Annotated in this window: 12 protein-coding genes; 4 read left to right on the top strand and 8 right to left on the bottom strand. The window is 64.5% G+C overall.

Annotated elements, in window-relative coordinates; all coding sequences use genetic code 11:
- Positions 1–4: 4 nt before the first annotated feature.
- The 3 genes from P3C50_RS04660 (at position 5) to P3C50_RS04650 (ending at position 2,291) form a co-directional block, all read left to right on the top strand.
- Entirely contained in the window at positions 5–1,045 is a 1,041-nt protein-coding gene (locus P3C50_RS04660; RefSeq protein WP_275545058.1) for a DUF3182 family protein, read from the top strand.
- On the top strand, positions 1,042–1,812 hold the full coding sequence (locus P3C50_RS04655) for an alpha/beta hydrolase family protein (RefSeq protein ID WP_275545057.1): 771 nt from the start codon (positions 1,042–1,044) through the stop codon (positions 1,810–1,812). The genes P3C50_RS04660 and P3C50_RS04655 overlap by 4 nt, the downstream gene beginning before the upstream one ends.
- Before the next feature lie 65 nt (positions 1,813–1,877).
- The gene (locus P3C50_RS04650; protein ID WP_197855684.1) at positions 1,878–2,291 is read left to right on the top strand and encodes a CBS domain-containing protein; all 414 of its coding nucleotides are present in this window, start codon (positions 1,878–1,880) and stop codon (positions 2,289–2,291) included.
- Between the two features lie 296 nt (positions 2,292–2,587).
- Here the strand turns inward: P3C50_RS04650 and glgB are convergent, their stop codons facing one another.
- The 4 genes from glgB to P3C50_RS04630 form a co-directional block, all read right to left on the bottom strand.
- Positions 2,588–4,750, bottom strand: a complete 2,163-nt coding sequence (gene glgB / locus P3C50_RS04645) for a 1,4-alpha-glucan branching protein GlgB (RefSeq protein WP_275545056.1) — start codon at positions 4,748–4,750, stop codon at positions 2,588–2,590.
- Complete coding sequence (gene treS / locus P3C50_RS04640) at positions 4,747–8,052, bottom strand: maltose alpha-D-glucosyltransferase (protein ID WP_275545055.1); 3,306 nt, start codon at positions 8,050–8,052, stop codon at positions 4,747–4,749. The genes glgB and treS overlap by 4 nt, the downstream gene beginning before the upstream one ends.
- Positions 8,053–8,068: 16 nt before the next feature.
- Positions 8,069–10,051, bottom strand: coding sequence for an alpha-1,4-glucan--maltose-1-phosphate maltosyltransferase (locus tag P3C50_RS04635; protein ID WP_275545054.1), 1,983 nt, complete (start codon positions 10,049–10,051; stop codon positions 8,069–8,071).
- Positions 10,052–10,209: 158 nt separating this feature from the next.
- Positions 10,210–10,722 (bottom strand): MgtC/SapB family protein, encoded by a 513-nt coding sequence (locus P3C50_RS04630; protein ID WP_197855680.1) that lies wholly within the window; start codon positions 10,720–10,722, stop codon positions 10,210–10,212.
- A 171-nt stretch (positions 10,723–10,893) separates the two neighbouring features.
- Between P3C50_RS04630 and P3C50_RS04625 the strand changes: the two genes are divergently transcribed.
- On the top strand, positions 10,894–11,274 hold the full coding sequence (locus P3C50_RS04625; protein WP_197855679.1) for a Rho termination factor N-terminal domain-containing protein: 381 nt from the start codon (positions 10,894–10,896) through the stop codon (positions 11,272–11,274).
- A 264-nt stretch (positions 11,275–11,538) separates the two neighbouring features.
- Here P3C50_RS04625 and P3C50_RS04620 read toward each other — a convergent pair whose 3' ends face one another.
- From P3C50_RS04620 to P3C50_RS04605, 4 genes are all read right to left on the bottom strand, one after another.
- Positions 11,539–11,739 carry a metallothionein gene (locus P3C50_RS04620; RefSeq protein ID WP_197855678.1) on the bottom strand — a complete coding sequence of 67 codons (201 nt, stop codon included), beginning with the start codon at positions 11,737–11,739 and terminating at the stop codon, positions 11,539–11,541.
- Positions 11,736–12,158 (bottom strand): hypothetical protein, encoded by a 423-nt coding sequence (locus P3C50_RS04615; RefSeq protein WP_275545053.1) that lies wholly within the window; start codon positions 12,156–12,158, stop codon positions 11,736–11,738. Before P3C50_RS04615 ends, P3C50_RS04620 begins: the two co-directional genes overlap by 4 nt.
- 71 nt (positions 12,159–12,229) lie before the next feature.
- Positions 12,230–12,574, bottom strand: coding sequence for a DUF2892 domain-containing protein (locus P3C50_RS04610; protein ID WP_197855676.1), 345 nt, complete (start codon positions 12,572–12,574; stop codon positions 12,230–12,232).
- 111 nt (positions 12,575–12,685) lie between these two features.
- A complete protein-coding gene (locus P3C50_RS04605; RefSeq protein WP_275545052.1) occupies positions 12,686–13,852 on the bottom strand; it encodes a zinc-dependent alcohol dehydrogenase in 1,167 nt (388 codons plus the stop codon).
- Positions 13,853–13,900: the final 48 nt, after the last annotated feature.

Genomic DNA, 13,900 nt, shown 5'->3' with positions numbered 1-13,900 from the left:
GCACATGGACCACGAACGCACGGTACAGCGTCTGCTCGGCGAAAAGCTGGCAAAACTACTCGGTTGTCCCTTCCTCGGTCCGCACCAGGCGGGCACCCAGATTCGCGGTCACCATTATTTCCTGCCCGAAGACACGATGGTCGGCGATGTCGCAGCGCTGGGCATTGATGGGCCTGAGGACTTCTTCGGCGGCCAGGTCGAACACGCCTTTCTCGCCACCAAGGCCATCAGCCACCCAAGCCTCGACGCCCCTCGGCACCTGCCTATGGGCTGGTCCGAGCGTTTCGCCCAGCAGGTCGAGAGCGTCACTTTGCAGGGCTTCAGCGTTTTTGATCTGGAGGACGCTGCCGAGGCCGGGCAACGCCTGCTGCGCGATGGGCCGATTCGCCTGAAGCCGGTCGACGGCACCGGTGGCCGGGGTCAGCAGGCAGTGCGTTCGCGCACCGAGCTGGACAACGCACTGGCGGCGCTGGATGAGCAGCGTGTGATGGAACAGGGCCTGGTCCTGGAAGAAGACCTGCAGCAGCCCGCTACCTACAGCGTCGGCCAGATCCGGGTGGCGGGCGTCACCTTGAGCTACCACGGCACCCAGCAGCTGACCGATGACGGCCAGGGCAATCAGGTCTATGGCGGCTCGCAACTGACGCTGGTGCGCGGCGACTACCTGGCTCTGATGACACTGGATCTGCCGCGCGCCGTGCGCCTCGCTGTACAGCAGGCGCGCATATTCGAACTGGCGGCGCTGGAAGTCTACCCATCGATCCAGGCCTCGCGGCGCAACTACGACGTGGCGCAGGGGCTGAATGCGCAAGGGCAGTCACGCAGTGGCGTGCTGGAACAGTCCTGGCGCGTCGGCGGTGCTAGTGCGGCGGAAATCTTTGCCCTGGAGGCATTCATGAATGACGCGCAGCTGCAAACGCTACAGGCCTCGACCCATGAATATTATCGGGACGTTCCCCCGCCAGCGGGCGCGATCTGTCTCTATCACGGGCAGGACAGCAAGGAAGGCCCGCTGACCAAGTACGTCAAGGTAGGCCCGTTATGAGCGCCTGTAGCCAGAGCCTGGACATTCTGGTGGAGGACCAGCACATCGCCGGCACCCTGCTGACCCCGCCGAATAAGGTGCCCGGTGTGCTTTTCGTACACGGCTGGGGCGGCAGCCAGCAACGCGATCTGGCGCGTGCTCGTGGCATCGCCGGGTTGGGTTGCGTGTGCCTGACCTTCGATTTGCGCGGGCATGAGCGCAACATCGAGGCGCAGGAGCAGGTATCGCGCGAGGACAATCTGGCTGACATCCTCGCCGCCTACGATCTGCTGGCTGCACACGAAGCGGTTGACCCCGAGTGCATCGCAGTGATCGGCACCAGCTACGGCGGCTACCTCGCCACCCTGCTCAGCGTGCGGCGTCCGGTGCGCTGGTTGGCTCTGCGAGTGCCGGCGCTGTACTGGGACGAGCAATGGCAACTGCCCAAACGCAAGCTGGACGTCGCGCGCCTGGCCGAGTACCGCCGCACGCCGCTGAGCGCGCAGGACAATCTGGCGCTCGGCGCTTGCTCCGAATTTCGCGGGGATGTGCTGCTGGTGGAGTCCGAGCACGACGATTTCGTCCCGCACACCACGCTGATGAGCTATCGCAACGCCTTCGACAAGGCGCACTCGCTGACCCACCGGACCATGGCCGGCGCCGACCACGGGCTCAGCGAGGACCGCCACCAGCAGGCCTATACACGCATCCTGATCGATTGGGTCAGCGAGATGGTGGTAGGCGCACGGGTAGGCGACTACCCACACCATCTGGTGCGCTATTCCTGAATCGCCGTGATCTCGCCGCGGTTCATCTCGGGCATTCGCCCTTTCAACTGCCACAGGAGACACCGATGAAAATCAGCAAGATCATGACTCGCAACGTTCGCACCCTCGACCCCGAGCGCAGCATTCGCGATGCCGCCAAACTGATGGCCGATATCGACAGCGGTGCATTGCTGATCAACGAGGGCGATCGGCTGATCGGCATGGTCACCGACCGCGACATCGCCGTGCGCGCGGTGGCCGCCGGACTGGACGGCAATACTCCGGTACGTCAGGTGATGAGCAGCAACGTGCGCTATTGCTTCGATGACGAAGATGTCGAGCATGTGGCCGCCAACATGGCGGATATCCAGGTACGTCGGCTGCCGGTGCTCAACCGCGAAAAACGCCTGGTGGGCGTGGTCTCGCTGGGCAATATCGCCTCCGGCCATAGCCGCATGGCCAACGACACCGTGCTGCGCGGCGTGACTTCCGCTCACTGACCCACCTTTTTGGGAGGGGCTTTAGCAGGCCGCTGAAAAACGTAGGCGAGGCAGGCAAGACAAGGCAAAAACGGCCGAAAAAGCGCAGTTTACGTGCTGTAAATGAGCATTTTGACTGGGCTCGCACGCGAGGCCGTTTTTAACGCGGTATTGCCAACGCAGGTAGTTTTTCAACAGCCTGCTAGCCGCGATTGGCTAAACCTCTCCCACTATGAGCCCGGCGCCTTGTTGGGCCGGAGCATCATCACTCCCACGTTACATCTCGCTCTCTGTGGGAGGCGCTTCAGCGGCGACGCTTATTGCGCCGGTCGCAGAATCAATGTGCCCAACGGCGGCAGCTGCAGATTCAACGAGTCGGTCTGGCCGTGAGCGGCCATCTGCTCGCTGTGCAGTTCGCCCTGCGTGCCGGCGCCCGAGCCGCTCCAGCGGCGCTCATCGGTATTGAGCAGCACCTGCCAGCGGCCGGCGTGCGGCACGCCGATGCGGTAGCCGTCGAGCACCTGCGGGGTGAAGTTGTGCACCACCAGCAGCGGCGCGCTGCCCTCGCCGCCCCTGCGTAGCCAGGCGAATACGCTGTTGCGCGCGTCATCGCCAATCAGCCACTGAAAGCCGCTGTCCTGATCGTCGAGGCGATGCATCGCCGGCTCTGCGCGGTACAGGCGATTCAGTTCACGTAGCAGCGCTTGGGCGGCCGCATGCTCGGGATACTGCAGCAGGTACCAGTCCAGTTGCTGGTCGTGGTTCCACTCGCGCCACTGGCCGAACTCGCAGCCCATGAACAGCAATTTCTTGCCCGGGTGGCTCCACATCAGCGCGAGAAACAGGCGCAGGTTGGCGAATTGTTGCCAGCGATCGCCGGGCATGCGCCCGAGCAACGAGCGCTTGCCGTGCACCACCTCGTCGTGGGAGATCGGCAGGATGAAGCGTTCGGAAAAGGCGTAATGCAAGCCGAAGGTGATCTGATGGTGATGGTGCAGGCGGTACATAGGGTCCTGCTGGATGTAACTCAGGCTGTCGTTCATCCAGCCCATGTTCCATTTGTGGCTGAAGCCCAGGCCGCCCTGCTGCACCGGGCGGCTGACTCCGGGCCAGGCGGTTGATTCCTCGGCGATCACCAGTGCGCCGGGCACTTCGCTGTGCACCACTTCGTTGAGATGCTGGAGAAATTCGATGGCCTCCAGATTCTCGCGCCCGCCGTGGCGGTTGGGAATCCACTGCCCCGCTTCACGCGAATAGTCGCGATAGAGCATCGAAGCCACTGCATCCACGCGCAGGCCGTCGACGTGGTATTCGCGCAGCCAGTACAGCGCGCTGGCCAGCATGAAACCGTGCACCTCGGTGCGGCCGAGGTTGTAGATGCAGGTGTTCCAGTCCGGGTGAAAGCCCTCGAACGGGTGCGCGTACTCATACAGCGCGGTGCCGTCGAACTCGGCCAGGCCGTGGGCGTCGTTGGGAAAGTGTCCCGGCACCCAGTCGAGGATCACGCCGATGCCTGCGCGATGGCAGCTATCGACGAAGGCGGCGAAGCGCTGCGGGCTGCCGAAACGCGCGGTGGGCGCGAACATCGACAGCGGCTGGTAACCCCAGGAGCCGCCGAACGGATGTTCCATGATCGGCATCAGCTCGATATGCGTGAACCCCATGTCCTGCACGTAGGGAATCAGCCGCTCGGCCAGCGCGTCCCAGTCCGGTGCCTGATCGTCCTGCCACTGCCAGGAGCCGGCATGCAGCTCGTAGATCGCCAGAGGTGCCTGCGATGCCTGGCGCTGCTCGCGCTCGCTCATCCACTGCTGGTCCTGCCAGGCGAAGCTCTCGCCCTGCGGCACCTTTGAGGCGGTGGCCGGAGGCGTCTCGGTGGCCTGCGCCATGGGATCGGCACGCAGCGGCAGCACGCCGTTCGGGCCGAGGATTTCGTACTTGTAGCACTCGCCCGGCTGCAGGCGCGGGATGAACAGCTCCCACACGCCCGCCGGGTAGCGCAGGCGCATGGGGTGGCGGCGGCCGTCCCAGCTGTTGAAGTCGCCGACCACCGACACCCGCCGTGCATTGGGCGCCCAAACGGCGAAGCGCACGCCAGGCACGCCTTCATGCTCCACCGGTGCGGCACCCAGACAACGCCACAGCTGACGGTGATTGCCCTCGGCGAACAGGTAGAGGTCGGTGTCACCCAGCAGCGGGCCGAAGGCATAGGGATCTTCGGTTTCCTGCACGCTGCCTGGCCAATGGATGCGCAGGCGGTAACGCTGCGACTGGGGCAGCTGCAGCTCGAACAGGCCCTCCGGGTCGCTGCAGTGCATGCGCCCCAGTGGCGAGCCATCGCTGGCCAGCAGGTCGACGGCATCGGCACCCGGCTGCCAAACCCGTACCAGGGTCTCGTCGCCCTGCGGATGTGGCCCGAGGAAGCTGAACGGATCGCCGTCCTCGGCGCGTTGCAGGCGCTGCACTCTGATCTGATTCAAGTTCGCACTCCAGGTAGTTGATGAGCGAGATCCACCAGTCCCTGCAGCGGGACATCGAGCCAGTCGGGGCGGTGGCCGCTTTCGTAGACGATTTCATAGACGGCCTTTTCCAGGCAGAACAGGTCGAGGGCTGCGCCCTCGCCGTCGCGTTCGTACCATTCGTGAGGCAGCCCGTTGGCGGCCAGGCGATAGGCATCGAGGAAGGCCTTGCACGACTGCTCGCGGTAGCGCGCCACGACGCCGCGCACCACCTGCTGGGCATCCACCGCGCCGTCCACGCCGCCGACATTGCGTTGCGCTACCGCAGCCGCGTAGTCGAAGGAGCGCAACATGCCGGCAACGTCCTTGAACGGACTGTGGCGCTGGCGTCGCTCCTCCAGCGAGCGGTTGGGCTCGCCTTCGAAATCGATGATGTAGGCATCGCCCTGCACTACCAGCACCTGGCCCAGGTGCAGGTCGCCATGCACGCGGATGCGCAGGCCGCCTGCGGCTCGCGTCGCCAGGCGCTCGACCGCTGCCAGCAAAGGCGTTTCCCTGGCCAGCAACCAGTCGGCCTGGTCGGCAGTCACCGGACTCAAGCCGTCACGCTGTTTTTTCAGCGCCTGCAAGGCGTCCCGCAGTTGCGCAGCAATGGATTCGGCCCAGCGGGCGCTGTCCTGCTCGCTGCTGAGCTGGTAGCCGAAATCCGGACTTTCCACCGGCCGCGCCAGCACTGCGTGCATTTCGCCAACGCGCTTGCCGAGCACACCGGCGAATTTCTCCAGTTCGCTAAGTGCATCGACATCGGGATCGGCGGTACCACCGGCCAGTTCGTCGCGGATCGCCCGGTCGAGGGTATTGAGCGTCCATTGCCAGGCGTCGCCCTGGTTGTCCAGATACCGTTGCGCCACCATCAGGGTATGAGGCTGGCCGTCCTCGTCGACCCGTACCACCTCGCCGAGAAAAGGCGCGACATTGGCGTAACCGTGATCGCTGAGAAAACGGCCCATCTCCACTTCCGGATGGATGCCGGCAAAACCGCGGCGCAACAGCTTGAGCAGCACCTGCTCGCCGATCAGCGCCGAGCTGTTGGACTGCTCCGCGGAGAGCAGCTTGACGTCGCTCTTGTCGAGGTTGTCGAGCGCCAGTAGCGCTGCCTCGGCGCGGAACTGCAGTTCTCCGCCGCTGGTGCGCAGTACTGCCTGTTCGCGCAGCAGGCGCAGCACTTGCTGGCTGAACTGCGGCAGGCTGAAGGCATCGGTCAATAGCTCGACGTGGCGGCCGCGGCGCAGACGAGCCAGCGCCAGTTGCTGAGGCAGGTCGTTGCCCTCGGCGCGCTCGGGCACCGCGGCAAGCGGCAGGCGGTAGTGCTCGACGCCGGCCGCGCCGGTCACCTGCACCTCGGCCAGCAGCGGCGCATTGGCGCCCTCGGCCAACGGCATCACGTACAGCAGGCTGACCGCGGCGGACGGTTGCTGCTCACCCGCGAACCAGCGGCGCTTGGGCAAATAAAGCGGCAGCGACTCACGTTCCAGCGTCTGCCGCGCACGCCCCTCCATCACTTCGCTCAGGGTACGGCCGAGCACCAGGGTCTGCAGTTCAGGCATACGTTCGACCGGCTTCAGATGCCAGCTGGGCATCTGCGAGGCGTCGGCCAGGTAGAACCAGTAGAAACCGTACGGCGGCAGCGTCAGCAGGTAGGTGAGCTGGCCTATGGGCGGGAACGAGGCGCCGCCGATCATCTCTACCGGCACCCGATCACAGTAGTCGGCCAGCTCCAGCTCGACGGCCTGCGCCGCACTGGACAGGTTGGCCACGCAGAGGATCTGCTGCTCATTGCCATCCTCGCCGCGATGCGTGCGCAGGTAGGCGAGAATGCGCCGGTTGCTCGGCGCCAGCATGGTCAGCGAGCCACGGCCAAAGGCCTTGTGCTGGTTGCGGATGGCGAGCATGCGCCGTGTCCAGTTGAGCAGCGAATGCGGGTCGCGCGCCTGCGCCTCGACGTTGATGGTCTGGAAGCCATACAGCGAATCCATGATCGGCGGCAGCACCAGGCTGGCCGGGTCGGCACGGGAAAAGCCGCCGTTGCGGTCCACCGACCATTGCATCGGCGTGCGCACGCCGTCGCGGTCGCCAAGGTAGATGTTGTCGCCCATGCCGATCTCGTCGCCGTAGTACAGCGTCGGCGTGCCAGGCATCGACAGCAGCAGGCTGTTGAGCAGCTCGATGCGCCTGCGGTCGCGCCCTACCAGCGGCGCCAGACGCCGGCGAATGCCGAGGTTGATGCGCGCGCGGCTGTCGGCGGCGTAGTAGTTCCACAGGTAGTCGCGCTCATCGTCGGTGACCATCTCCAGGGTCAGCTCATCGTGGTTGCGCAGGAAGATCGCCCACTGGCAATTGGGCGGGATTTCCGGCGTCTGGCGCAGGATGTCGGTGATCGGAAAGCGATCTTCCTGGGCGATAGCCATGTACATGCGCGGCATCAGCGGGAAGTGGAAGGCCATGTGGCACTCGTCATCTTCACCGAAGTACGGTCGGGTGTCCTCCGGCCACTGGTTGGCCTCGGCCAGCAGCAGGCGATCCGGGTAACGCGCGTCCAGTTCGGCACGGATGCGCTTGAGCACGGAGTGGGTCTCCGGCAGGTTCTCGCTGCTGGTGCCGTCGCGCTCGATCAGGTACGGGATGGCGTCCAGGCGCAGGCCGTCAACGCCCATGTCGAGCCAGAAGCGCATCACACCGAGCACGGCTTCGAGCACCTTGGGGTTGTCGAAATTGAGGTCCGGCTGGTGCGAGTAGAAACGGTGCCAGAAGTACTGGCCGGCCACCGCGTCCCAGGTCCAGTTGGACTTCTCGCTGTCGATGAAGATGATCCGCGTGCCGGCGTATTTTTCGTCGCTGTCGGACCAGACGTAATAGTCACGGGCCTTGGAGCCCTTCTTCGCCCGGCGCGCACGCTGGAACCAGGGGTGCTGGTCCGAGGTATGGTTGATCACCAGCTCGGTGATCACGCGCAGGCCGCGCCGGTGCGCCTCGGCGATGAACCGCCGGGCATCGCTCAACGAGCCGTAATCCGGATGCACGCCGCGGTACATGGCGATGTCGTAGCCATCGTCACGGCGTGGCGACGGGTAGAACGGCAGCAGCCAGAGGGTGTTGACGCCGAGGTCGGCGATGTAGTCGAGCTTGTCGATCAGGCCCTGAAAGTCGCCGATGCCGTCGTTGTTGGCGTCGAAGAACGACTTTACGTGGACCTGGTAGATTACCGCGTCCTTGTACCACTGCGGGTCGTTGAGAAAGGTCTTGCCGGCGCTGCGCTTGGCCATGGTGCTACTCCGTTGTTCAGCCTACGGTCTGGATTCGCCAGATGCCGAATGGCAGGTGCCAGGGTTCGATACGCATCCACTGCACCTTGCCGTGCCAGGTCCAGCGGTGACCGTTCATCAGGTCTTCGCCGTGCAGATCGGCGTCGTCAGGCAGGCCCAGCTCCCACAGCGGCAGTTCGAAATGCGCCTCCTGGGCGTGGTGCGGATCGAGGCTGACGGCGATCAGGATGAAGTTGCTCAGATCCGCGGTGCGCTTGCCGAAGTAGAGGATGTTGTCGTTCCACGCGGTGTAGGCCTGGAAGCCCAGGTGGGTCTGCAGCGCCGGGTTCTCGCGGCGGATCTGGTTGAGTCGGGCGATCTCGGCGTTGATGTTGCCGGGTGCCTGGTAGTCGCGTGGGCGCAGCTGGTACTTCTCCGAATCGAAGTACTCCTCCTTGCCCGGCACCGGCTCGGCCTCGCACAGTTCGAAGCCCGAATACATGCCCCACAGCCCGGAACCCATGGTCGCCAGCGCGGCGCGGATGAGAAAGCCGGGGCGGCCACTGCGCTGCAGGAAATACGGGTTGATGTCCGGCGTGTTGACGAAGAAGTTCGGCCGGTAACAGTCGCGCCAGGGCGCCTGATTCAGTTCGGTCAGATAGGTCTCCAGCTCGGCCTTGGTGTTGCGCCAGGTGAAGTAGGTGTAGCTCTGGCTGAAGCCGAGCTTGCCCAGACGCGCCATCATCGCCGGGCGGGTGAAGGCCTCGGAGAGGAAAATCACCTCGGGATGGCGTTCACGCACGTCGGCGATCAGCCACTCCCAGAATGGCATCGGCTTGGTGTGCGGATTGTCGACGCGAAACAGCGTAACGCCCTGCTCCACCCAGCCCAGCACCACGTCGCGCAATGCCAGCCAGAGATCAGGCATGGCCGCTTCGGCATAGAACTCGACGTTGACGATGTCCTCGTACTTCTTCGGCGGGTTCTCGGCATGGCGAATGCTGCCGTCCGGCCGCCAGCTGAACCAGCCAGGGTGCTGCTTGAGCCAGGGGTGATCGGGCGAGCACTGCACGGCGAAATCCAGCGCTACTTCCAGGCCGTGGTCGCGGGCCACACGGACCAGCTGACGAAAATCCTCGAGGCTGCCGAGCTGCGGGTGCACAGCCTCGTGGCCGCCCTCCTCGCTGCCGATCGCATAGGGACTGCCTGGGTCGTTGGGGCCGGCCTTGAGGCTGTTGTTCGGCCCTTTGCGGTGCGCCCGGCCGATGGGATGGATGGGCGGAAAATACAGCACGTCGAAGCCCATTCGGGCGATTTCTGGAATACGTGCATGCACGTCGGCGAACGTGCCGTGGCGCTGCTCGTCGCCCAGCGAGCGGGGAAACAGCTCGTACCAGCTGGCGAATTCGGCCAGGCTGCGCTCGACGTCCAGCGGGTAGTTCGGCGTGCGCAGCAGGTGCGGACGATACTCGGCGCGGCGCATCAGATCGTTGACAGACGGGTCGATCAGCACGGCTTCGCGCTCGGCCTGTGACTGCGAGGCCTCCATGCGCTCGATCAGCGCCGCCAGTTCGGCACGCAATCCTTCCGGCGCCTGCGCGGCGATGCGCCGAACCAGATCGGCGCCCTCCTGCAGTTCCAGTTCCACCGGCACGCCGGCGCCAAGCTTCTTCACCAGCTCCTGGCGGAAGCTGGCGTACACGTCCAGCCAGGCTTCTATGGCAAATTCGCCGCGGCCCTGCTGGTCGATGTGCAACGTGGCGCTCCAGCGGTCATTGCCCAGCGCCTGCATCGGCGTGCGCTGCCAGGTGGCTTCGCCGTTGGCGCGCCACAAAAGGTCGGCGGCCAGCTGCTCATGGCCGTCGCTGAAGATCACCGCACTGACCGGCTGCGGCCGGCCACACTGGCATTTGCTGGCGAAGCGGCCACCCTCGATGGTTGGTTGAACCGCTTCGATGGCCAGCCGAGGCTGGGCGATGGCGTGAGTAACGGTCTGGTCGGCATGCTGCGGGGACGGCATCTTTCCTGGCTCCTCTACGCCTGGCGGACGTTTTCAAGGGATTGGTGAGCAGGCCATGAGCCGCGAGAGAGACGCTGGGCCTGCATGAAATACCGAGGCCGTAGCCGCGAGAAAAGTTCAGGCAGTTTTTGCCCGGTCGAAGCGTTCATTGCCTGTGCTCATGGCCTGGGATCGTTCTCGTCATCCGGCTTGACCTTGACGTTCGGATCGACCATCAGCGGCATAAGATGCAGCACCACCAGCACGACCACCGTGGACAGCACCGCAGTGGCTTCCCGACCAAGGCCGACGGCAACGCCAATGGCCGCCGAAGCCCACAGGCCGGCTGCGGTGGTCAGGCCTTTGACGTCGGAGATGTTCTGCCCCTTGAGAATGGTGCCCGCGCCGAGAAAGCCCACACCGGCAGCGATACCCTGAATCACCCGGCTCATGGCGTCGGCTTCGGCGCCGTCCTGCTCCAGGGCCATGACGAAGATCGCCGCGCCCAGGCACACCAGCATGTGCGTGCGAATGCCGGCGGCCTTGCCCATCACCTCGCGCTCGTAGCCGAGCAGGCCACCGAGAACCATGGCCAGGACCAGGCGCAACGTGGCGCGGGTGATGTGTTCCACCTGGCCAAGGTCGGAAAATTCCTGCACCAGGGTGGTAAGAATTCGCTCAAGGATGTCCATATGCGTCAACTCTGCAGAAGCGTTCCTGTTCTGAGCGAAGAAAGCGCCAAGAGGTTCGCTTGATCCGCGCCGCCCGGTTATCCGAAACGGGGAACCAATCGCCCTGCCGTGCATTCATTGCGAATAGGCGCCATGGGCAATTCCGCTGCATGGCGAATCGGGAGAACGCTCATGCCACGTGGCAGCAAAGACAAGTACACCGAGAAACAGAAGCGCAAGGCCGAACACATCGAGGACAGCTACAAGGATCGCGGCATCCCGCAGGATGAGGCCGAGGCGCGGGCCTGGGCCACGGTCAACAAGCAGTCCGGTGGTGGCGACAAGGCTGGCGGTTCCGGACGCAAGACCAGCGCGGCCAGCAAGAAGGCAGCACGTAGTTCATCGGCACATCGTGCGGCGGCCACCCGTGAAGGCAAACCGCGGCCGGGCCAGCGCCTGGAGGCGATGAACAAGACCGAGCTGATGGACCTGGCGCGCAAGCGCGACATCGCTGGCCGCTCCAGCATGCGCAAGGACGAATTGCTGCAGGCGCTGCGCAAGCACGCTGCCTGAAGGCGGCGCGCAGTGGCAGCAGTTTGGCGGTATTTTCAGCTATACCCGGCCCGTCTCCCAGGTATGGGAGACGGGATCAAACGCGCATGACTCTGATCGAACGGTGCTAGTTTCAGCGCCCTCTATGAAAAGCACCGACGCTCATTGAGGCGTCGTCAAAAACGGATTCGGATTGCTCGCTCGTAAATTCGAATGCGAGCCCGTCCGTTTTTCACCTGCTTTGTGCATCGCCTGACCCGTGCGCGACGGCTTCTCGAACAGAAGCTAGGGAGTTTGCTCCCGTTCACGCGCCACCCGCTCGCCGCAGTCGCAGCCAGCGCTCTGGCACTGCACCATGCCTTTGGGATGGCGCTGCATGCAGGCCTCGCAGCAGTAGACCAGATCATCGCCCGCAACTTCGTGCACCCAGTCGCGGGACTCCGCCGTGCAATCGCAGTGTGGACAGGCGCAGGTAGGTGCGTTCATGGCTTGCGCTCCTCGTCGGTGGGTACCACCTCGTCGCTCCAGGGTTTGCCGTCGAGTGGCGCCGAGCGTGCCAGCTCCGCTTCGTCGAGGCCGAAACCGCCACCGACCTCGGTCTCGTCGACCACGCTGAGCTCTTCATCGTTGGCGCCATCGCCGCCGCGCTCGAATGGTGAGCGCGCGCCGCTGTCGTCGATCAGGGTATCCGGGCTCATATCATCGAGGCTTACGTTGTCCTCGTGCTCGCTTTCGCCGAGCGTTGCGGCACCGGTCAGGCCGATTTCCTCCTCGCTGCCGGACGACGCACGCGCAGTCTGCTGCAACGAGGGCTCGCCCGTACCGAGACTGTCTTCGTCATCGGTGAAGTCCAGCGCCTTTTCATCGATCTGTTCCTGGGTTGGACCTGGGGTGGTGTCTTTCATGGATGCCTCCTTCGATCGACAGGTGTCACGTGTGGCGACGGCGCACTAGCGCCATCGCCCGTACGCTCGGCTTATGGCGAGATCGGGTCGCTGGCCGGGAAGGTTTCCTCGACGGCATGGTCCAGGCGGCTATCCTGGCGCCCTTTCAAGGTATCCACTTCCTTCTGCAGGCGCGGCAGTGCGGCGCGCAGTTCGGCTACGCGCTCGCGCAGGCACTCCAGTTCGGCTTTGGGGTCGCTGATCAGCCCCTTGACTACACAGTGCCCACTCAGCCCACGCTGCAGCAGCGCGGCGCCGCCAAGGGCCTTGAGCACACCCGAAGTCCCGCCCTGGCAGACACCAGCGACGATGGCAGTAGCGCCTGTAGCGAGCGAGATGGCGCGTTCGATACGAGGGACGTTTTGGGTCAATGACATGGCATTTCTCCTGATGGTTGCATGACGAAGGCCAATTGCGGCGCCCGTGAGATTTAGAAGGCCTATCGGGCGCCAAAGGTTCAGAGAATCGGGCCAGCGGTCGATTCCGGCTCAGGGCCGCAGAATCACCTTGCGGCATTGCTCGCGCCGCGAGTCGAACAGGCGATAACCCTCGGCCGCATCGGCCAGCGACATGCGGTGACTGATGATGATTTCCGGGTTCAGCTCGCCCCGCTGGATATGCTCCAGCAATGTTGGCAGCAACGGGTGAACATGGGTCTGGCCCATCTTGAACGTCAGCCCCTTGTCGAAGGCGTCGCCGAACAGAAAGCCGTGGATGAAGCCTGCATAGACGCCCGGCACGCTCACCGTGCCGCCACGGCGCACGGCCGCGATGCACTGGCGCAGCGCCACGCCGCTGCTGGCCTCCAGCTTGAGCGTGGTCAGCACGGTTTCGGTAAGACTGCCCTTGGCTTCGAAGCCCACCGCGTCGATCACCGCATCCACGCCGCGGTGCCCTGGCGTCTGCTCGATGATGGCGCTGGCCGGGTCGTCGACCTCGTCGAAGTTGATCGGTATCACGCCATAGGTCTGCTGGGCATAGGCCAGGCGGTAATCGTGATGATCGACCATGAAGATCTGCTCGGCCCCGAGCATGCGCGCGCAGGCAGCGCTCATCAGTCCCACCGGGCCGGCCCCGTAGATCGCCACGCGACTGCCGGGCTTGACTCCGGCATTGACGGCCGCCTGGTAGCCGGTGGGCAGGATGTCGGTGAGGAACAGCACCTGCTCGTCATCGAGCACGTCCGGCACCTTGAACGGCCCGGTATTGGCCTTGGGCACGCGTACCAGCTCGGCCTGCCCGCCCGGCACGCCGCCATACAGATGGCTGTAGCCGAACAGTGCCGCGCCTGACGGAATCTGCTTCTTGTTGAGAATCGCGCCGCGCCCCGGGTTGGTGGTTTCGCAGGCCGCATGCAGGTCCATCTGGCAGAAGAAGCAGTCGCCGCAGGCAATGACGAAAGGCACGATAACCCGGTCGCCCTTGCTGACTGCGGTGACTTGCGGGCCGACCTCCTCGACCACGCCCATAAACTCGTGGCCGAAGATATCGCCCTCCTTGACCTGCGGAATCTTGCCGCGATACAGGTGCAGATCCGAGCCGCAGATCGCCGTGGCGGTAACTCGCAGAATGATGTCGTCGGGCTGTTCGATGATCGGGTCAGGTACCCGTTCCACCCGTACATCGTGACTGCCGTGATAGGTCAATGCTTGCATGAGGCTTCTCCCGGATTAGGCATGTGTCTAGTTCCGAAATCGCTGCCG

The organism is Pseudomonas sp. Marseille-Q0931, assembly GCF_940789645.1.
GTDB lineage: Bacteria > Pseudomonadota > Gammaproteobacteria > Pseudomonadales > Pseudomonadaceae > Aquipseudomonas.
This window is presented reverse-complemented; position numbering and strand designations above follow the sequence as displayed.